The sequence below is a fragment of the Mycobacterium sp. MMS18-G62 genome (genome assembly GCF_053877835.1).
Window position 1 is genome coordinate 2,210,847 of the sequence record NZ_CM132662.1, and the last position, 18,837, is coordinate 2,229,683.

At 63.6% G+C, this 18,837-nt stretch carries 17 protein-coding genes; 4 read left to right on the top strand and 13 right to left on the bottom strand.

The features are described from left to right. Positions 1–657: 657 nt before the first annotated feature. From ACWW36_RS11035 to ACWW36_RS11065, 7 genes are all read right to left on the bottom strand, one after another. On the bottom strand, positions 658–1,674 hold the full coding sequence (locus ACWW36_RS11035) for an aminotransferase class IV (protein WP_456141572.1): 1,017 nt from the start codon (positions 1,672–1,674) through the stop codon (positions 658–660). After that, a complete protein-coding gene (locus ACWW36_RS11040; protein WP_456141573.1) occupies positions 1,674–3,164 on the bottom strand; it encodes an APC family permease in 1,491 nt (496 codons plus the stop codon). Before ACWW36_RS11040 ends, ACWW36_RS11035 begins: the two co-directional genes overlap by 1 nt. 71 nt (positions 3,165–3,235) lie before the next feature. Next, positions 3,236–4,153 (bottom strand): LysR family transcriptional regulator, encoded by a 918-nt coding sequence (locus ACWW36_RS11045; RefSeq protein WP_456141574.1) that lies wholly within the window; start codon positions 4,151–4,153, stop codon positions 3,236–3,238. Between the two features lie 24 nt (positions 4,154–4,177). Then, on the bottom strand, positions 4,178–6,370 hold the full coding sequence (locus tag ACWW36_RS11050; RefSeq protein ID WP_456141575.1) for an acyl-CoA dehydrogenase: 2,193 nt from the start codon (positions 6,368–6,370) through the stop codon (positions 4,178–4,180). A 9-nt stretch (positions 6,371–6,379) separates the two neighbouring features. Beyond that, positions 6,380–7,363, bottom strand: coding sequence for a 2-hydroxyacid dehydrogenase (locus ACWW36_RS11055; RefSeq protein ID WP_456142446.1), 984 nt, complete (start codon positions 7,361–7,363; stop codon positions 6,380–6,382). Then, entirely contained in the window at positions 7,360–8,502 is a 1,143-nt protein-coding gene (locus tag ACWW36_RS11060; protein ID WP_456141576.1) for an alpha/beta hydrolase, read from the bottom strand. Before ACWW36_RS11060 ends, ACWW36_RS11055 begins: the two co-directional genes overlap by 4 nt. Then, positions 8,499–9,131, bottom strand: a complete 633-nt coding sequence (locus ACWW36_RS11065; RefSeq protein ID WP_456141577.1) for a TetR/AcrR family transcriptional regulator — start codon at positions 9,129–9,131, stop codon at positions 8,499–8,501. Before ACWW36_RS11065 ends, ACWW36_RS11060 begins: the two co-directional genes overlap by 4 nt. A 76-nt stretch (positions 9,132–9,207) precedes the next feature. Between ACWW36_RS11065 and ACWW36_RS11070 the strand changes: the two genes are divergently transcribed. Both ACWW36_RS11070 and ACWW36_RS11075 read left to right on the top strand, forming a co-directional pair. Beyond that, the gene (locus ACWW36_RS11070; RefSeq protein WP_456141578.1) at positions 9,208–9,789 is read left to right on the top strand and encodes a VOC family protein; all 582 of its coding nucleotides are present in this window, start codon (positions 9,208–9,210) and stop codon (positions 9,787–9,789) included. Next, positions 9,786–10,334 carry a hypothetical protein gene (locus ACWW36_RS11075; protein ID WP_456141579.1) on the top strand — a complete coding sequence of 183 codons (549 nt, stop codon included), beginning with the start codon at positions 9,786–9,788 and terminating at the stop codon, positions 10,332–10,334. The genes ACWW36_RS11070 and ACWW36_RS11075 overlap by 4 nt, the downstream gene beginning before the upstream one ends. Here ACWW36_RS11075 and ACWW36_RS11080 read toward each other — a convergent pair. Continuing rightward, positions 10,331–10,948: a TetR/AcrR family transcriptional regulator gene (locus ACWW36_RS11080; protein ID WP_456141580.1), complete on the bottom strand. Its 618-nt coding sequence runs from the start codon at positions 10,946–10,948 to the stop codon at positions 10,331–10,333. The two genes, ACWW36_RS11075 and ACWW36_RS11080, sit on opposite strands and share 4 nt — an antisense overlap. Positions 10,949–11,030: 82 nt before the next feature. On the opposite strand from ACWW36_RS11080, the gene ACWW36_RS11085 reads away from it, so the two are divergent. Further along, positions 11,031–11,909: an oxygenase MpaB family protein gene (locus ACWW36_RS11085; protein ID WP_456141581.1), complete on the top strand. Its 879-nt coding sequence runs from the start codon at positions 11,031–11,033 to the stop codon at positions 11,907–11,909. Here ACWW36_RS11085 and ACWW36_RS11090 read toward each other — a convergent pair. After that, on the bottom strand, positions 11,906–12,502 hold the full coding sequence (locus ACWW36_RS11090) for a class I SAM-dependent methyltransferase (RefSeq protein WP_456141582.1): 597 nt from the start codon (positions 12,500–12,502) through the stop codon (positions 11,906–11,908). The two genes, ACWW36_RS11085 and ACWW36_RS11090, sit on opposite strands and share 4 nt — an antisense overlap. 54 nt (positions 12,503–12,556) lie before the next feature. On the opposite strand from ACWW36_RS11090, the gene ACWW36_RS11095 reads away from it, so the two are divergent. Next, positions 12,557–13,450, top strand: a complete 894-nt coding sequence (locus ACWW36_RS11095; RefSeq protein WP_456141583.1) for a class I SAM-dependent methyltransferase — start codon at positions 12,557–12,559, stop codon at positions 13,448–13,450. 7 nt (positions 13,451–13,457) lie between these two features. On the opposite strand, the gene ACWW36_RS11100 is transcribed toward ACWW36_RS11095, so the two are convergent. From ACWW36_RS11100 to ACWW36_RS11115, 4 genes are all read right to left on the bottom strand, one after another. Further along, entirely contained in the window at positions 13,458–16,352 is a 2,895-nt protein-coding gene (locus ACWW36_RS11100) for an MMPL/RND family transporter (RefSeq protein ID WP_456141584.1), read from the bottom strand. Further along, positions 16,349–16,789 carry an MmpS family transport accessory protein gene (locus ACWW36_RS11105; RefSeq protein ID WP_456141585.1) on the bottom strand — a complete coding sequence of 147 codons (441 nt, stop codon included), beginning with the start codon at positions 16,787–16,789 and terminating at the stop codon, positions 16,349–16,351. Before ACWW36_RS11105 ends, ACWW36_RS11100 begins: the two co-directional genes overlap by 4 nt. Beyond that, positions 16,786–17,292, bottom strand: a complete 507-nt coding sequence (locus ACWW36_RS11110) for a MarR family winged helix-turn-helix transcriptional regulator (RefSeq protein ID WP_456141586.1) — start codon at positions 17,290–17,292, stop codon at positions 16,786–16,788. The genes ACWW36_RS11105 and ACWW36_RS11110 overlap by 4 nt, the downstream gene beginning before the upstream one ends. A 303-nt stretch (positions 17,293–17,595) precedes the next feature. Further along, positions 17,596–18,792 carry an alpha/beta hydrolase family protein gene (locus ACWW36_RS11115; RefSeq protein WP_456141587.1) on the bottom strand — a complete coding sequence of 399 codons (1,197 nt, stop codon included), beginning with the start codon at positions 18,790–18,792 and terminating at the stop codon, positions 17,596–17,598. Between the last annotated feature and the right edge of the window lie 45 nt (positions 18,793–18,837).

An 18,837-nucleotide genomic window follows, 5' to 3' on the forward strand; every position in this document is an offset into this window, starting at 1 on the left:
ACGCGATGATCGCATTCGCATCGGGTGCAGACCCCCGCACCCTCGGGCCCTGTGGTCCGGGCAGCGTGCAGCTCGGCACGAAGGGTGCTCCCGGTAACACGCCGTTGTAGCAGGGTTGAGCGCTCACCTGCGGCGCGGTGTAGGCGAAGAAGGCGGCTGGGCCGATGAGAACCGCGAGCGCGCTCGCACCGGTGATTATGAGGCGCAGTATGCGTCGTCTGATGGTGCTCATATGCAGTCCCAACGACATTGGGCTATCGACTATTTCGATGGTAGACCTCTGTTGACGCCGTAGTTAGCTGCTTCGCAACCCCGTTTGCACAAGCAGGTACTAGGGCGACGTCGATGGTTTGCTGGATCTGCACGAAGTTGCCGGGCGTATGACACCGTGGCATACACGGCCTGCGAAATCCCTTTCTAGGCGCAAGTACTTCATATTTGTCCTGAATTTGCTGCGTTGGAGCATGTTCCTAGTGATGGTTGGGATGATGCGGCGATGGACGATCTCGCCGAAGCGCCGGAGGCTCCATCTCACGTCGGAGGGATATCTCGCTGGTTCGCGTTTGGTCACCCAAGGTGTGAATTCAGTGCCTTAACGCAGCACCGTCCTTGTGGCTCAGGGGCGAACTTGTGCTCCGCCACCGAGGCCTCGCAGCGTCAGTACTCGACCGCTTCGATCAACGGCGACGGCTCATCCATCAATGCCCAGAACCGATCTCGGATCGCCACCGTAATCGGCCCTGGTGCGCCGTCGCCGACGGGTTCACCGTCGAGCGTGTTGATTGGCGTCACGCCGCCAGCCGTGGTGACCGCTATCAGTTCGTCAGCGTCGTACAACTCGTGGCTCGTCACGTCGCGCAGCGCGGCTTCGATGCCCATCTGATCGGCAAGCTCGAACACTGTCTTTCGGGTGATGCCCGGCAACGCATTTCGTGACGGCGACGCGAGCTTGCCGTCCTTGACGATCACCACGTTGAAGCCCGGACCCTCCGCCACGCAGTTGTCGGCGTCCATCAGGATCGCCGTCCGCGCCCCTCGGTCTTTCGCCTCGAAGCTCGCCGCCGTCAGGTCACCCCACTGATAGTTCTTGATCGTCGGGTCGACGGTGTTGCGGCCGGCCCGCCTGACGTGGCGCGGCACGATCGCCGTCGTTCCGAAGATCTGCTCGTGCGGCGGGAACGCCCACAGGTACGGAATCGCATAGATGTAGACCTGATGCGTCAGCTTCGACAAATCCTTCTCGCCCTTGCGTTTTCCGTATCCCCGCGTGACTGTCAGGTTGACGAAGGATTCACGCAGTTGCGACAGGCTCACGCAGCGCTTGGTGATCTCGGACAGCTCGTCCTTGGTGTAGCCGGGATCGAGTCGCAACTTGGCGGCCCCGTCGAGCAGCCGGTCCAGGTGATCGCCGAGCCTGAAGATGTTGCCGTGCCACACGTGCGCGACGGTGTATGTCAGGTCGGAGTGGCCGAAGCCGGTGTCGAAGATGGAGATCCGCGCTTCCGACGCGGGGACGTACTCGCCTTCGATCCATGCCGCGCCGCCGGCGAACTCGCTCGAGTAGTCCAGTTCGTAGTCGCTGTACTGGATCACCGAGCCCGGGGGAGTCGCCTCCCGGATCGCGCCCGGCTCGACGGCGACGAGGTTGCTGCTACCGAGATCGATGGCGGTCATCAAAGTCCTTTCGTTTCAGCGTAGTTGGGGCCGGCATCGCCACGGCGCAGCCTGGCGCGCAGACCGGTGGCCCACCACAATGCGGCCACCGCGATGATTCCGAGGAAAACCCAGCCGTTGCCGGCGAATTGCGGCAGGAAAACCAATGCGGCGACGACGGCGGTGAACGAAATCAGGCCGACGATGTAGACCGGCATCCGCCAGTGGCCGAGATCGAACGTGCCGGGCTCGGCGACTGGGATGGTGCCGCGACGCGCGCCCACGATGACGCCGAACGTCTGCAGCACATATGTCACGAAAACCGCCAGTGACGAGATGCCGAGTATGTACGTGAACGCCTTCTCACTCACCAATGCCGACAGCAGTAGGATCGTCGACAGGCAGGCCAGTCCCAGCACCACGAAGGTGGGACTGCGCCGTTTCGGCGACACGTGACGCCATACATTGGAGAACGGCAGCATGTTGTCGCGGGCCATTGAATACGTCAGCCGGCTGGCCACCAGAATGTTGGCCAGGATGCACGCCAGCAGATTGGTAAGCGCCACAGCCACAACGATTCTCGTGACCACTGGGCCGACCTGCTGGTTGATGATCTCCTCGATCGGCGCTGCGGAGTTCGCTTCGACGGCGCCCGCATCGCGGATCGCCAGCACGAACACGATGTACATCAGCAGTTCGATGACGATCGATGCGGCCAACGCGTAGAACATGGTCCGCGGGATCACGAAACGCGCGGCCTTGGTCTCCTCCGCCACGTCCGCCCCGGCCTCCACACCGATCAGCCCGAAGAACGGGCCGAGTGAAGCGGCAAGCCACGCAAGCACATAAGTGCCCTCCGAGGTTCCGCCGCTGAACAGCACCGAGAACGGCTGGTGATGTTCAGGTACCGCGAACGCCACGATGGCGACCATGATGGTCGCACCGACCGTAACGACCAACTCGAGACTGACTCCGATGTTGTTGACGAACGTTGCGAACCGCACGCCGTAGAGGTTGATCAGCGCGCAGATTGCCATCACCCCGATCGCCACCAGGATCTGAGCGGTCTGGCTCATGGTCCAGCCGAACAACCCGCCGAGGTATCCGGACAGGATGTAGCAGACACCGGTCATGCCACAGATCCAGCCGACCAACGCCGAGATGCCGGTGAACCACGCCAGGTTCGAGCCGTGAATGCGGCTCGCCCACTGGTATGCGTAGCCGGCGAGCGGAATCTTGGCGGTCAAGTCCGCGGCGATCGCGGCCCACACGATGAAGACCGCGCCGGCCAGCAGCAGCGTCCACACAAACGGCCCGCCCGCGGTGAAGTACCCGGCACCGAAGCCGGTGAATACCGCCGTGGTGGCGGAAATGGTGGCGAAGCCGATGGCGAAGGACGCCAGCGGACCGACCGAGCGGTCCAAGCGTTGCGTGTACCCGAACTTCGCGAGCCGCGCGTCCTCGTCGTCAACCGGCGGCGCAGCCGTCACTGGTGGGGCGGTGTCAGTCATGCAGTGAAGGAAACCCGACCGCACGCGCCCTGGGAAATTCCAATTACTGATCTACTGATAACCAATACTTATCAGTAGTAGGTCGCCGGGCGCTCGATCGCCTGACCTTCGCCGAAGCTCCACTCCTCGCGCACGTGGCGGACCAACGCGGCCGCCTCGCGGGACAGGCCGGCAGGATGCCACGCCAGCGCCGTGTAATTCCGCGGCCTGTCGGTGATCGGCACATACGCGATGCCCTGCCGGTTATACAGCCGGGCACTGGCCTCGCTGGTGAAGCTGATGCCGAGGCCACGCGCGATCGTCGTCGTCTCCTCTTCGTACGTGGCGGCCACCGCGGCGATGGTGGGTGGCTTGCCATCGCGTGCATCCATCGCCATCCAGTAGTCGCGCCACCTGCCGGCGCTGGCCGGAGCGACCACAATCGGGTCATCGAGCAGCTCGGCGATTTTCAGCTCCGAGCGTCCAGCCAGCCGATGATCGCGCGGTAGACAGGCGACCCAGTCTTCGGCGTCGAGGATGAACATCCGGTGTTCGGGCAGATCCACCGGCGGACGGATGATCGCCACTTCGGTGGTGCCGTCAGCCAGCCCCGCCGTCGGGTCGGAGAAGTCGAATTCTCTTGGCTCCAAAGTGATTTCCGGATAGGCCGCCTCAAAGTGACGCACCAGCCGGAACAGCAGGTCGGCGCCCGTGCCGATCAAGTAACCCAGGCGGATCCGGCAATAGTGCGCGGACAGCGCGATGATGTCGTCGACGGCCGAGTCCACTCCGCGCAGTGCATCGCGCACCTTCGGCAGCCAGGCATGGCCGAGCTCCGTCAGCGCCACCTCGCGGGTATTGCGCGTGAACAGCATGACGCCGAGTTGATGCTCGAGCTGTTTGATCGCTGTCGACAACGCGGGCTGTGTGATGAACAACTGCTCTGCGGCACGCCTGTAGTTCAGCTCCTCGCCCAGCACGACGAAGTAGCGCAGCTGCCGCAGCGTCACATCCGCGCTCGTGACCGTCCTCCCTTACGGGTCGCGGGGCAGGCCAAGCAGCCGTTCGGCGATGATGTTGAGCTGCACCTCTGAAGTGCCACCGTAAATCGTCGTGGCGCGGCTTGCCAGCAGGTATTCGGCCCACTTGCCCGGCAGCTCCGCGGGATCGCCGATCGCGCCGTCGGTCCCGAACGAGGACACCGCGAACTCCGCGTAGCCCTGGCCGGTCCGCATCGACAGCAGTTTGGAGATCGCCGCGGCCGGCATCGGATCACCGCCCGCGAGCGTCAGCAGTGTCGACCTCATGTTGAGCACCTTTGCCGCGTGGCCCTCCGCGATGAGCTTTCCAGCGCGGTTCTGCCCGATCTGGTCGAAGTGGCCATCCCGAAGGAACTCCACGAAGCCATCGAGGTTCGCCAGGAACGGCGGCTCGCTCGACCCGATCGACACCCGCTCCGCGGTCAACGTTGTGCGGCTGACCTCCCAGCCGCGATTGACCTCTCCGAGCACCAACTCGTCCGGCACGAACACGTCGTCGATGAAGACGGTGTTGAACATGGCGTTGCCGGTCAGCTCGCGCAGCGGCTTCACCTCGACACCGTCGCTGGCCATATCGAGCAGGAAGTAGGTGATGCCATTGTGCTTCGGGGCGGTCGGATCCGTCCTGGCCAGCAGCATGCCCCAATGCGAGGCCTGCGCGCCGGTGGTCCAGATCTTCTGGCCGGTGATACGCCAGCCGCCGTCGACCTTGGTGGCTTTGGTGGTCAGGCTTGCCAGGTCCGAACCGGCGCCCGGCTCGGAAAACAGCTGGCACCAGATCATCTCGCCACGCAACGTCGGCGGCAGGAACCGCTGCTTCTGCTCCTCGGTGCCGAACGCGACAACCGACGGAATCAACCAGGCCGCGATGCCCATCGCCGGACGGCGGACCCGGCCGCTGTTGAACTCCTGGGCGATGATGATCTGTTCGACCGGACCGGCTCCGCGACCCCATGGCTTGGGTAGGTGGGGCACCACCCAACCGCCCTCTGCAAGGGCGACGGTGCGCTCCTCACGCGGAATCGCTTTCAGCGCAGCAACTTCCGCGCGTATCTCGTCGCGCAGCTTCTGTGTCTCCGGGTCAAGGTCGATGTTGAGCGAGCGCATCCCGGTGCTCGTCGCGACGTCGACCACCTGCTGCGGGTAATCCGCGTGCCTGCCGAAGCAGGCGGCCAGGACCAGGGCGCGGCGGTAGTAGACGTTGGTGTCGTGCTCCCATGTGAAGCCGATGCCGCCGTGTACCTGGATGCAGTCCTGGGTGCACCGCTGCGCGGCGGCGGGCGCCAATGTGGCCGCCACTGCTGCGGCGAATTCGTAATTGGTTTCGTCCGAACCGGTTTCGCGATACTCGTCGATGGCGCGGGCCGCGTCCCACACCGCGGCGGTTGCCCGTTCCGTGTCGGCGATCATCTCGGCGCACTTGTGCTTGATGGCCTGGAACTGGCCGATCGGCCTGCCGAACTGCTCGCGGATCTTTGCGTACGCCGATGCGGTGTCGGTCGCCCAGCGTGCGACGCCGATGGATTCTGCGGACAGCAGCGTGGACATCAGCGCCCGTGCCAGCGTTCGGCTCAGGCTGCTGAGCACCCGGTCGTCGCCCACTTCGACGGCGTTGGCGCGCACATGCGCCAAGGGCCGCAGCGGGTCGACGCTCTTGACCGGCTCGATCTCCAGCTGATCGGCGTCGAGCACCACCCACTCTTCGCCGCTGTCGATGGCGACGGGCAGCACGAGTACGGAAGCCTGCGCGGCGGCCGGCACCGCCCGCACCTCGCCCCGGATGATGAGGCCGTCGCCGTGCCGGGTGGCCGTCAGTCCCGAATCGATGGCGTAGGCGGCGATCACCTCGCCGGACGCCAGGTCGTTGAGCAGCTTGGCGTCGGGATCGTGCGCCGAGATCAACGCGCTCGCGATCGCCGAAGGGACGAACGGCCCTGGCACGGCGCCGTAGCCGAACTCGGCGAACACGATCGCCAATTCCAGGATGCCAAAGCCTTGTCCGCCAACGGATTCCGCGAGGTGTACGCCCTGCAGGCCCTGCTCGGCAGCGGCCTTCCAGTACGGCGGGGGATTGGGGATCGGCGTCTCGAGGGCTTCGTGCAGAACATCCGACGGCGCCACGCGCGCCACCAGCGACCGCACGGAATCGGCCAGGTCGTTGTGCTCAGGAGTGATTGCGATGGGCATACTTGCACCTCATTGTGGCGGGGTCTCCCTATTAACCGGTCGGTTGGGAACCACGATACCGTTCACCACATTGGCCAGATCCTGCCTATCCCGGATCCGGCGGCAGTTGTCCACGGCATGTTCAAGGTAGCGGCGCATCGTGTCCGCCGTGTACCAGGTGACGTGCGGCGTGAGCACCACGTTGTCCAACGTCAGCAGCGGATTGTCGGCCGATACGGGTTCGACGGCGAACACGTCCAGACCCGCGGCGGCCAGCCCACCGCTGCTCAGCGCATCGACGAGCGCGTCCTCGTCGATCACCCCGCCACGGGAGGTGTTGACGAGCACCGCCTCAGGCTTCATTCGGGCCAGCGCAGCGCTGTCCAGCAGGCCCGCGGTCTGGTCGGTCAGCGGAAGGTGCAGGGAGACGATGTCACTTTCCGCCAGCAGCTCGGCCAGCGGTCGCCAGCCCGGATGGCCGTCGTCGCGGGTGCTGGTGTGCAGTACGTCGGCACCCATCGCAGTCACGATCGTTTCCACGGTCTTGGCGATGTTGCCGTAGCCGACCAGCCCGACGGTGCACCCACCGATGTCCCGAACCGTCTCGCCCAGGCTCGGGTCCGACGGCCAGCCCCTGCCCTCACGGGTCAGCCGGTCCAACACCGGCAGTCGTCGCAGCGCGGCGAGCATCAGCAGCACCGCGCCCTCGGCGACCGAGGCCGCGTTCGCACCCGGCATGTTCGCAACCGCAATGCCAAGTCGGGTGGCGGTGTCGACGTCGATGGTGTTCACCCCGGCTCCCATCTTGTGCACCAGCCGCAGAAGAGGTGCCTTCTCGAGGTCGTCGCCAGAGATGGGCCGCAGCACATGCCAAATCACCTCAGCCCCGGGCAGTTCGCGGTAGAACGTGGCGTCGTCGTTCTCGGCGCAGTACCGAATATCTAACCAATTCGTCTCTGGGGCAAGGAATTCAGCGACTTTATCGCCTGGAGTGAAGTGTGCGAGAACTCTCAGCGCCACCGCTTCGCGATCCACTTGGCGATGGTATCGGCCTGTTCGCTGCGGGCCCCCGGGGTGGTGAAGTAATGATCGGTGTCGATCGAACACTGGGATTTGTCGGTGCTGGCCAGCGCGTCGTAGATCCGCTGGGCATCGGAGGGGTAGACGCCCGTGTCCTGTTCGGCGTTGATGACCAGTGCGGGGCACTCGATGCGGGTGAGGTGAGGTTCGGCGCGGGTCTGTGCGTGGCGCAGGCTCCACATGCCCAGCCAGTTACGCAGCGTGCAGGCCGCTGCGATGCCGTGCGCCGAGCGGTTGGCCTTGACGGGCAGGCCGACGTAGCACATGTTGGCAGGACGCTTCGTCGGCTCCAGCGTGGGATCCACCATGCGAGGATCGGCCCACGTACGCAGCACCGTGAACGGGCGATCCGAGAAGCCGGCGGCATGTACTCGTTTGAGTTCGGTTTGGGCCCAGTCTGTGATGGCGTGGTTGCGGGCGATCTGCGCCGAGCGGTAGCGCTTGATGAAGTCGGGGGAGTAGGGCGGCCCGTTCTGATCGTTGAACAGGTCGAGGTCGGGATTGGTTGCGATGGCGTCGTTTTCGTCGACGACGGAGGCGTCCATCCAAGCGGTGAGCACGTCGGGCCGTCCAGGGTGGGCCGCGCTGGCGATATAGCCGTCGGCGGGCGGCAGGTCGTTGAGCCCGGCCGCCGGCCGCATGCCCTCGAGCGGCGTCACGTGGTGGTCGACGGACTGTGCAAGGTACGCAGCCATCAGCGAGCCGCCACCTGAATTGCCCAGTAAAATCACGGTTTCCACGCCCTGGACTTCGCGCAACCAGCGCACACCGACACCGATGTCCACCAGCGCATGGTCGAGCAGGAAGCTGCTCTCGTATCCCCGATATCGGGTGTTCCAGCCCAGGAACCCAATGCCTCGGGTCGCCATGTAGTCCGCGAGGTAATGCTCGGAGAAGTCGATCTGGTAGTGCGTGGCAATGATTGCGACCTTGGGCTTGCGGCCTACTCCGCGGTGGTAGAGCCCTTGGCACGGATGTCCACCCGACCCCGCACGGCGCGCCGTCGGAGAATCCATCCCGACGAATTCGAGCGTGACCCCCGGTGTCCCGGATGCTGCCGGTGTTCTGCTCATGTCAGTCCGGCCTCCTTCGGGTAGATGGTCCGGTAGAAGATATTGGCGAGCGTGGTGATGCAGGCGTCGTCGTCGACAACGTCGGCCTTGCTTGCCGACAGCTGCGTGTAGCAGAACTGGTTGAGCATCGATACTATCGCGACCGCCATCAGGTGGGGATCGTCATCGGTGGGGCACATGCCTTGATGCTGTGCGTGTTTGACCATTGCGGTGATCAATCCGATAGGCAGCGAGCAGATGTCGTTCCAGTATTCGGCGAAGTCGTCGCTGACCATCGCGAGCTGCGACACGCTGATGATCTCGGCAAGCCGATGACGGTAGGTCCTCCAGTGCGCGGCCGCGGCCTGGTAGGACCTCTCCCAGTTCGTCAGGCCCGGTTCTGCGGCTGCCCGCGAACGATCACGCGCCTCGTCGCGGAATCGCACGGCCCACTCGCGGACCATCGCCTCCTTGGAGTCGTAATAGTTGTAGAACGACGCGGTAGACCTGCCGGCTTCGGCGGCGATGTCCGAAATCGTCGTTGCCAGAATGCCTTTGCGTGAGATCACCGCTCGGGCCGCCGCGTCGATGGCCGCCTGCGTCTGCCGGCCGCGCAGGGTCGGCAACTGCTCGCGGGGGCTGACCGTCACGGAACTCCTCGGCCGTTGATTGAATCTGAATCTGATGTTAGATTCAGATTTCGAGCTTGGCTAGAGGAGCTGCGAGATGATCAAGCCGAACAATCCCAATTCCGAGTTCGAACTCGGCGGTATCAACCATGTGGCGCTTGTGTGCTCGGACATGGAGCGCACCGTCGACTTCTACAGCAATGTCCTTGGTATGCCGCTGATCAAGTCGCTCGACCTGCCGGGCGGCATGGGACAACACTTCTTCTTCGACGCCGGCAATGGCGACTGCGTCGCGTTCTTCTGGTTCGCCGAGGCGCCCGACCGCGTTCCCGGTATCTCGTCGCCGCAAGCGATCCCCGGCATCGGCGACATTGTGAGCGCCGTGAGCACGATGAACCATCTCGCGTTCCACGTGCCGGCGGAGAAATTCGACGAGTACCGCCAGCGGCTCAAGGACAAGGGCGTGCGGGTCGGCCCGGTGCTCAATCACGACGAGAGTGACGCGCAGGTGTCGCCGACGGTGCATCCCGGCGTCTATGTGCGGTCGTTCTACTTCTTTGATCCTGACGGCATCACGCTCGAGTTCGCCTGCTGGACCAAGGAATTCACCGATAACGACACCAAGACAGCGCCCAAGACCTCGGCCGACCGTCGGCCTCCGGTGGCCGCCGGCAGGTGACCGATAGGGCGCTGTCCGACGCCGCTATCGCGGCGATGTCGGCCGACGAGCGCCGTGAGCTGATCGAGCGGTTACAGCGGCCGCTCGGTGAGCTGTTGTCCGCATCGGCACTCACGAGACTGCGGCGCATTCGTCTTGTGCTGATGATCGGCGCGACGATCGGGCTGATTCCGTGGATCGTCTATCTGTCCGTCACCTTGCCCGACAAGTACGTCGCGCATAACTGGACGGCTACCTGGGTTGGATTCGACATCCTGCTGTTGATCTTCCTTGCCACTACCGCTGTGCTCGGCCTGCTGCGCCGCCAACTGCTGATCCTCACAGCGTTCACCAGCGGTGTTCTATTGATCGGCGACGCGTGGTTCGACGTGATGACCGCAGCGCCCGCCGACAGGTGGCTGTCACTGTTGACAGGCGGCCTCGGTGAGTTGCCGCTGGCGATTGTCCTGATCACCGGCTCGCTGCGCATTCTGCGGTTGACCGCAACCCGGCTGTACTTTCTGGACCCGGGCATGCCGCTGTGGCGAATCCCGTTGCTGCCCTAGCCCTTGGACAGTCTGGGGTCCGCGAGCTTGTCGATGATCGACGCCAGCTGGTCGACGAGTTGATCATGTTCGAGATCGATCTCGCCGGCCAGCCACGCGGTGATGGTCTGGGCTACGCCGCCGACCACAAAGTGTGAGATCGCCTTGGTGCGCTCATTGTCTTGGGCACCCAACGCGCCCGCGTGCTGGAACGTCAGCATCGCCATCAATGCGAAGGACTCCGCGCGTTTGCGCAGCACAACCGAATTGGACAGTTGAGAGCTGAACAACAGGCGGCCTACGCGCGGGTCGGCGGCGATGGCGTGCACGATGTTGGCCATCGCGGCCGTGCTCTGCTCCTTCGGCGGCGCGGCCGCAACGGCGGCCTGGGTGGTCGCGGCGATGTCAGCGATTACCCAGTCATAAACCTGCGCGACGAGATCGTCTTTGTCGGTGAAGCTTTCGTAGAAGTAACGCAGCGTTATACCGGCCTGGCGGCAGATGCCCCGCACCGTCAGTTCGGATGGATCGGTCTCTGACCCGAGGATGTCCAAGCCCGCCTCGAGAAACCGGCGGCGACGGTCGGACAGCCGATCGGCCGCCTCGACGCCGCGGTAGGGCCTCACTTGAGCCATCGGGTCAATCTTGACATCGCGGTCGGCGGAAGAGCAATATATCTGGAAACAGGCGTTCTCACTTTTACCGATAGGTGGGTCAATGACGATCGTCGAACGTCCAGTGAACGAGTCCGCGGCGGCGCTACCAGCGCCTTCACGACGAGGCGCCGACTTCGACGACGGCCTGATGGGGGTTGCACTGCTGGCCGGGCCCGCGAACGTGATCATGCAGTTGGCGCAACCCGGCGTCGGCTACGGCGTGCTGGAGAGCAGGGTCGAAAGCGGACGGGTCGACAGGCACCCGGTCAAACGGGCCCGCACGACCTTTACCTATCTCGCGGTGGCCACCAACGGCACCGATGAGCAGAAGGCGGCGTTCCGGCGTGCGGTGAACCGCGCACACGCGCAGGTCTATTCGACCGATGAGAGTCCGGTCTCCTACCACGCATTCGACAAGCATCTGCAGCTGTGGGTGGGGGCGTGCCTGTACAAGGGCGCAGTCGATGTGTACCGGATGTTCGTCGGTGAGATGGACGACGAGACCGCCGAGCGCCACTACCGCGAGGGGATGGCGCTCGGCACCACACTTCAAGTGCCGGTGGATATGTGGCCGGCCGACCGGGCGGCATTCGACAGGTATTGGCAGGAGTCGCTCGACAAGGTGCACATCGACGACACTGTTCGGGAGTATCTGTATCCGATCGCAGCGTCGCGGGTCCGGGGCGTCAAGCTACCGGGGCCGCTGCAGCGGTGGTCGGAAGGTGTGGCCCTGCTGATCACGACGGGCTTTCTGCCCCAACGGTTCCGCGAAGAGATGCGGTTGCCCTGGGACGCTGCAAAGCAGCGCCGGTTCGATCGGCTGATCGCTGTGTTGCGCACGGTCAATCATCTGATGCCACGGTTCATCCGGCAGTTTCCGTTCAACGTCCTGCTCAAGGACCTCGACTGGCGAATCCGAACGGGCCGCCCCCTGGTCTAGGTAGATGGTGCATGCCAGAGGATGAGCACGCGCCCGAGGAGCAGCAGCGACACCTGGGCACCCGGTAGCTCCGCGCGGGCATGACGGCGAAGCGAGGCGACGGTGTCGCGTGGCGGCCATACCGTCGGCGCGCTGTGTTCCCACTTGCCGCGCAGGCGGATCGCGATCCCTCGAGTGACCAAAGTGACCAGGGCCCAGGGTAATCCGCGCATACCAGGCCGGGCGAATGTCACGATCGCCAGTGTTCCGCCCGGTCGCACGCGCTCGCGCAATCGTCGCAGAGCGACCTGGGTGTCGGGAAAGTGATGCAGGCTGGCGTTGGAGACCACGGCGTCGAAACTGCCCACCTCGTCGCCTGCCGTCAGGAAGTCGCCGTGCTTCCAGGCCACCGGTTCATCGGGAAAGCGCTGCCGGGCCCGCTCCAACACCGGGCCATCGATATCGATTGCGACGACATGCGGAACGCGGCGCGAGAGCCGTGCGGCTAGGAAGCCGTCTCCGCAGCCGACGTCGAGTGCGGACTTCGCGTCCTGCGGCACGGTCCTGTCGAGCTTGGCGTCGTAGTGAATGTTGACGTTCCACGGCTGGGCCATGCGTCGAGTCTGCCAATCAGCCGACTGTCAGCGTGTCGGCGTATAAATGCGTACGTGCGTACCGAAGATGACACCTGGGACATCAAGACGAGCGTCGGTTCGACCGCGTTGTTCGTGGCCGCGGCGCGGGCCTTGGAGGCGCAGAAGCCCGACCCCGCGGCCGTCGATTCATATGCGGAGGTGTTCTGTCGCGCGGTCGGAGGAGAGTGGGCGGAGTTGCTCGACGGCAACGCTCCTGAGCACGCACTGAAGACCGAATTCGGCGAGCACTTCGTGAACTTCCAGGGCGTTCGGACCAACTACTTCGACTCCTATTTTCGGGCGGCGGCCGCTGACGGGGTGCGGCAGATCGTGCTCCTTGCTGCCGGGTTGGACTCCCGCGGCTATCGCCTGGCCTGGCCCGACGGAACGGTGATCTTCGAGCTGGACCAACCGCAGGTACTCGAATTCAAGCGCGAGGCTCTGACACAGGACGGCGCCGCGCCGTCCGCCGAGCGGCGCGAGGTCGCGGTCGATTTGCGCCACGATTGGCCACAGGCATTGCGCGACAGCGGGTTTGACCCAGGCAAGCCGTCGGCCTGGATCGCTGAGGGACTACTCATCTACTTGCCTGCGACCGCGCAGCACCAGCTGTTCAGCGGCATCGATGCGCTTGCCGCGCCGGGCAGCCATGTCGCGGTCGAGGAAGCTGTGCCGCTGGAGCCCGACACCTTCGAAGCCAAACGGGAAGAGGAGCGCGCCGCCGGCAACGAGGACACGTTCTTCAACCTGGTCTACAACGAGCAGCATGCTCCGGCCCACGAGTGGTTCGGTGACCACGGATGGCGGGCTGTCCCGACTCCGCTACCCGACCAGCTGCGTTCGCTCGGCCGGCCCGTGCCGGAGCCCGGTTCCGAAGCAGGTGTGATGATCGGCAATATCAGCCTGGTCAGCGCAATAAAGCGCTGACGCGGCTCTACGCCTGCGCCGGTAGCGCCACCGTGTCCGAGTCGTCCTTCGGCCTACGTCGAGGTTGCGGCGGCAGGAAGTGATAATCGCCGCGGGGGTAGACGACCTGCGGCCACCAGAACCACCGGCCCAACAGCGTCGCGATCGAGGGCATCAGGAAAGAGCGCACGACGAACGTGTCGACCAAGAGGCCGATTGCGATCGTGGAACCCATCTGCGCCAGCACAGTCAGCTTGCTGCCCATCATGGCCGCCATGGTGGCCGCGAACACCAGGCCGGCGGACGTCACCACGCCGCCCGTGCCGGCCATCGAGCGAATGATGCCGGTCTTCAAGCCCGCGTGGATCTCATCCTTGAATCGAGATACCAGCAACAGGTTGTAGTCCGATCCCACCGCCAACAGGATGATGACGGACATCAACATGACGAGCCATTGCACCTGGATTCCGAACAGGTCCTGCCAGAGCAGCACCGAAATGCCGAAGGATGCCGCGATCGAGCTGGCCGCCGTGCCGACGATGACGAGTGCGGCTACCGCACTTCGGGTGAGGATGAGCATGATCATGAAGATCAGCGTCAGCGATGACACCACGGCGATCAGCAGGTCATACCTGGCGCCATCCGACATATCCTTATACGTTGCCGCGACGCCGCCTAGATAGATCTTCGCGTTCGACAGGGAGGACATCTTCAGGGCTTCCTGCGCGGCCTTTCTCTCCGAGTCGACGCGCTTGATGCCGTCGACCGTCGCAGGGTCGCTTTCGTGGGTGATGAACATGCGGGCGGACTTGCCGTCGGGCGAAAGGAACATCGCCAGACCACGTTTGAAGTCCGGGTTGTCGAAGGCTTCCGGGGGCAGAAAGAACAGGTCGTCGTTCTTCGCCCCGTCGAAGGCCGCGCCCATCGCAAGGGCGGTGTTGTTAGAAGCCTCCAACTGATCGAGCAGGGCCTTCTGCGAGTTGTACGACGCCAGCGACAGGTCTCTGCTGGCCTTCATCGACGCGATCGTTTGTGGCAGGAGTGCGGTCAGCTTCGGAGCCAGGTCCGCAAGCTTGTCGGTATTGCCCTGCACCGCACCCGTCTGGTCGGTGACTTCGTCTATCCCATCGAGGGCATCGAACAGGGACCGCGTAGCGGCGCACAAGGGGATGTCGAAGCAATGCGGTTCCCAGTAGAAGTAGTTACGCAACGGCCGGAACTGGTCATCGAAGTTCGCGATGTTGTCTCGTAGCTTTTCGGTGGTTTCGAGGAGGGCCTGCGACTTGGCCGCCGAGTCCTGTGTGAGCTTGGTTTGCTCGAGTGAGAGTTGGTACTGCTGCTCCAAGATGTCGATCGAGACGTTCGTCTCATCGATCGTTTTGAGCTGATTGGCCAATTGATCCCGCTGGAACGGCAGGTTCATGTTGGTAGTCTGCCCCTGGACGCTCGTTTGAAAAGGAATCGAGCTGTGCTGTATCGGGATTCCCAGTGGCCGCGTGATGTTCTGTACCATCGCAATGCCCTCGGTGTGCATGACATTGCTTGAAATCTTGTTCAGCACAAGCATGTCAGCAGGGTTCCGCATGTCGTGGTCGGCCTCGACCATCAGGATATCGGGGTTCATCCGGGCCTGCGTGAAATGCCGGTCGGCGGCGGCGAAGCCGATATTGGTCTGGGCATTGTCGGGCAGATAGTAACGATCGTTGTACGCCGGCTTGTATCCCGGAATAGCGACCAATCCAATCAGCACCACGAACGCACTTGCCACCAGAACCGGCCCGGGCCAACGAACCACAACGGTACCGACCCGCCGCCAAAACCGACCGCGGGGAGGTCGTTTCCATTCGAACAGCCCGACGCGGCTGCCCAGGAAAAGGATCGCCGGCCCCAGCGTGACCGCGGATGCCACCACGACGATCATTCCGATCGCGACGGGCGCGCCCATGGTGCTGAAGTACGGCAACCGCGCGAAACTCAGACAGTAGGTCGCCCCCGCGATCGTGAGACCGGACCCAACGATGACCGGAGCGACTGACTTAAAAGTGGTGTAGTAGGCGTCATCTCGATCGAGGCCGGAGGCGCGTGCTTCGCGATACCGGCCGAATATGAAGATGCCGTAGTCGGTTGCAGCCGCGATCGCCAGCATCGTCAGGATATTTCCGGCGAACGTCGTCAGCCCGAACGCGCCATGGCTGGCTAGTACCGAGATCACGCCGCGCGCCGTGAGCAATCCAATGAACGTCAAGAAGAGCTGAATCAGCGTGGTGACGATCGAGCGGTAGACGATCAGCAACATCAACGCGATCGCAGCGAGGGTGAACAAGGTGATCTGCGCGAGGCTGGCGTTTCCGATCACGTGCAAGTCGTCGGTCAGCGCTGCCGGGCCCGCGACGTAAGCCTGCACTCCCGGCGGCGTTTTCGTTTCCTCGATGACCTTGCGGACGGCCTCCACACCTTCGTTGGCCAGAGTCTGGCCCTGCTCGCCGGCGAGGTTGAGCATCACATAGGACGCCTTGCCATCGGCGCTCTGCGCCCCGGCTGCGGTCAAGGTATCGCCCCAGAAATCCTGAATGTGCTGGATATGCTTGGGATCCTGACGTAGCTTGCGGATGATCTCGTCGTAGTAGGCGTGCGCGTCAGGGCCGAGCGGCTTCTGGCCCTCCACCACGATCATGATGGTGCTGTTCGAATTGAATTCCTTGAAGTTGGCACCCATCCGCTTCATCGCGACCATCGAGGGTGCGTCCTCGGGCGCCATCGGAGCCGAGTGCAGCTCACCGACGACTTCGAGCTGCGGGGCAAGCACATTCACCAGAACTGCGACCCCGATCCAGAACAGGATGATCGGCACCGCAAGTATCCGAAGGCTGTGTGCGATGGCGGGCCGCTTCTCGTGCCGCGTAGCTGTAGTAGTTGGTGTCATGCGGACTTCACCAGGCAGTAGGTCTGTGCGTTGACTCCATTGGCAGTCTTCTCCTCACGGATGATTCCATTCACTGTTACGCGGCAACCGATCTCGTCGCTGTCGCCCCGCGCCATAAGGTTCGCGCTGACCGTCGGCAACGTCGTCGATACCGTGGTCGACCATGGCAGGGACGCGTTGAGCAGATGTACGTTCGCATCCGCGTCGAAATAGCTGATCTGGGCCGTGGTTCCGGGCGGACCGTAGACGTCGTAGACGAGTACCTTCGGGTTGAACTGAACGATCTCGACACCCGCGCCGGCGCTAGCATTGAGATCCTGCGACGCGAACATCTTGTGCAAACGCGAAACGACGAGGCCCGAAACCGCCAATACCACCACAAGAAGCAACGGGATCCACACCTTTTTCAAGGCCCGACCCGCCGGAATGGCCCTCACCCGAACACCATTCGGCCGTCCGCGGCAATTGAATCGCCGTCGTCGCATGGACAGCCTGCATTCTCGGCGAGCCGACGCAGGATCGGAAGTCCGACTTTCGCCGCTAGCCACAGTGCGGATGCCTCCTCCGCCGTCAGCGTTGCCATCAACGCCTTCAGGCGTTCCCGGCGCATTCGCGTCCGCTCGTTGAGCAGCGTTTGCCCACGCTGGGTGATACCGATGAGCGAGGCACGCCCATCGTCTGGATCAGCGAGCCTGGCCACTAGGTTCAGCCGCTCGAGTCGTTGGATCAGTTGAGTCATCGACGGCTGGCTGACCCCTTCCTTGGATGCCAGCACCGTCAGCCTGATCGGCCCTTCCCGGCACACTCGGTTCATTACGAACGCGGCAGAAGCGCTCAATTCAGTACGGTCAGCAAGGAACCGCGCCGTCAGGTCCATTGCCTGATCGAGAAGCTCGCCGACATACTCACCGGCGGCTTCGTGAGCCGGCTGATTGTCCACTCGATATCTATATCACGTGGCCTATATAGCGGCAATCAGTGAAGGGTCCAGCACCTCCAGATGGTTTTCACCGCGTGTCGTTGTGCACGTGCACGGCGCCTGGAGCGCAACCAATCCCGCAACCATTTCGCCCGATCGCACACTTGGACTAGACGGGTACTACGGCCGCCACTACATACTTCACATTATGTATCTACGACCGAGGTAGATACACCCCGACAGTTAGCTTATGCAATGCTAACTTTTGTCTAAGAGTTGACGGACCCGCACTCCCCGCGCTCAGGCCGCTGTCGACGCACCGACTTATTCGAACATGAAAGGGCGCATGAACCGCGTCATCCGGCGTAGGTAGTCCGGCTGGCTGACATGAAGGACGTGATTGCCCGGGAACCAGTGGAACGCGCATCGATCCCAGTACTCCCACAACAACTCTGCCTGTTGCGGCGGCGCCAGCCGATCTCCCAGCCCGGTGATGATCAGCCTGCGGTCCTTGGGCACCAGCGGCGGATAGTTCAGCGGTGAGTGATACATGGAGGCCGCGGTCGCGAGCTCGTCATCGGTGTCGGCAAGTAGGCTGCGCAACCGCACGATCTGGTTGGCTGGAAACCACTCGTCGGCCGTTTTCTCCGGGGTGACCACCGGAACGTTGGGAATCACCGCCTGGATACGGTCCTCCACACACCCGATGAGCGCCGCGGTGTAGCCGCCTAGCGACATGCCCGTCAACGCAACGCGGTCGACGCCGGTGAACTCCAGATAGTCGACGAGCGAACGAAAGTCGTGCACGGCCTGCGCCATCGCTTCCGCGAACCCGGCGAATCCGTGCGCGAAATACCCGTAACCAGAAAACGGAGAACCTTTTTCGGCTCGACGTCCGTGGAACGGCAAGGTGTACAGCATTACGTCGTAGCCCGAGCGGAAAAACCATGGCAGCGAAAAGAACAGGCCGTTGAACAGGTACGGCGATCCCATGAAACCGTGGATCACGCACAGGGTGGGATGCGGTCCATCCTCGTGTACCCAGTGCTGGGCGCGCACGACGTTGTTGCGTTGATAGCCGCGGCACTGCTCGCGCAGCGCCGGGTTGACGGCCTCGAAGCTGCTGTTGAATCGGATGTTGTGCACCTGGCCCTTGGCCATCCACTCGGCGACGGGATTGGCCGGTCGCGAGGAAACTCGCGGTTCCGATGTGGGCGCGGGGAAGGACACCGCGGGATCGTGCGCCTTGGCCAGGTCTGCATAGAACGTCAGATGGTCGCGCTCGGCCCGGGATTCCGAACGCCGTAACGCCGCGCTGACCACAGGGGGCAGCATCGCCGCTCCGACGAGTGATGCGATTGCGGTGCGCAGCGCGATATCGGCGATCGCCGAAGAATCGACGATCAGCCGCTGCCGCAGCGTCAAGTCGGACCGACGGGGTAGCCCTAGCGCGCTCGCGTCGGCACCGGGAACGTCGGGAACTGGAATCGGCGGATCTACCGGGGCGGCATCGGACGTCATTGTCGGCCTTTCTCACCGGGATACGGCCATTCGATGGTAACCCGG

Bases quoted from the DNA above. Each gene is read 5' to 3' on its own strand.
- ACWW36_RS11115 (WP_456141587.1), bottom strand. From the start codon at position 18,792: ATGACGTCCGATGCCGCCCCGGTAGATCCGCCGATTCCAGTTCCCGAC.
- ACWW36_RS11100 (WP_456141584.1), bottom strand. From the start codon at position 16,352: ATGACACCAACTACTACAGCTACGCGGCACGAGAAGCGGCCCGCCATC.
- ACWW36_RS11085 (WP_456141581.1), top strand. From the start codon at position 11,031: ATGACGATCGTCGAACGTCCAGTGAACGAGTCCGCGGCGGCGCTACCA.
- ACWW36_RS11060 (WP_456141576.1), bottom strand. From the start codon at position 8,502: ATGAGCAGAACACCGGCAGCATCCGGGACACCGGGGGTCACGCTCGAA.
- ACWW36_RS11090 (WP_456141582.1), bottom strand. From the start codon at position 12,502: ATGGCCCAGCCGTGGAACGTCAACATTCACTACGACGCCAAGCTCGAC.
- ACWW36_RS11070 (WP_456141578.1), top strand. From the start codon at position 9,208: ATGATCAAGCCGAACAATCCCAATTCCGAGTTCGAACTCGGCGGTATC.
- ACWW36_RS11050 (WP_456141575.1), bottom strand. From the start codon at position 6,370: ATGCCCATCGCAATCACTCCTGAGCACAACGACCTGGCCGATTCCGTG.
- ACWW36_RS11040 (WP_456141573.1), bottom strand. From the start codon at position 3,164: ATGACTGACACCGCCCCACCAGTGACGGCTGCGCCGCCGGTTGACGAC.
- ACWW36_RS11080 (WP_456141580.1), bottom strand. From the start codon at position 10,948: ATGGCTCAAGTGAGGCCCTACCGCGGCGTCGAGGCGGCCGATCGGCTG.
- ACWW36_RS11035 (WP_456141572.1), bottom strand. From the start codon at position 1,674: ATGACCGCCATCGATCTCGGTAGCAGCAACCTCGTCGCCGTCGAGCCG.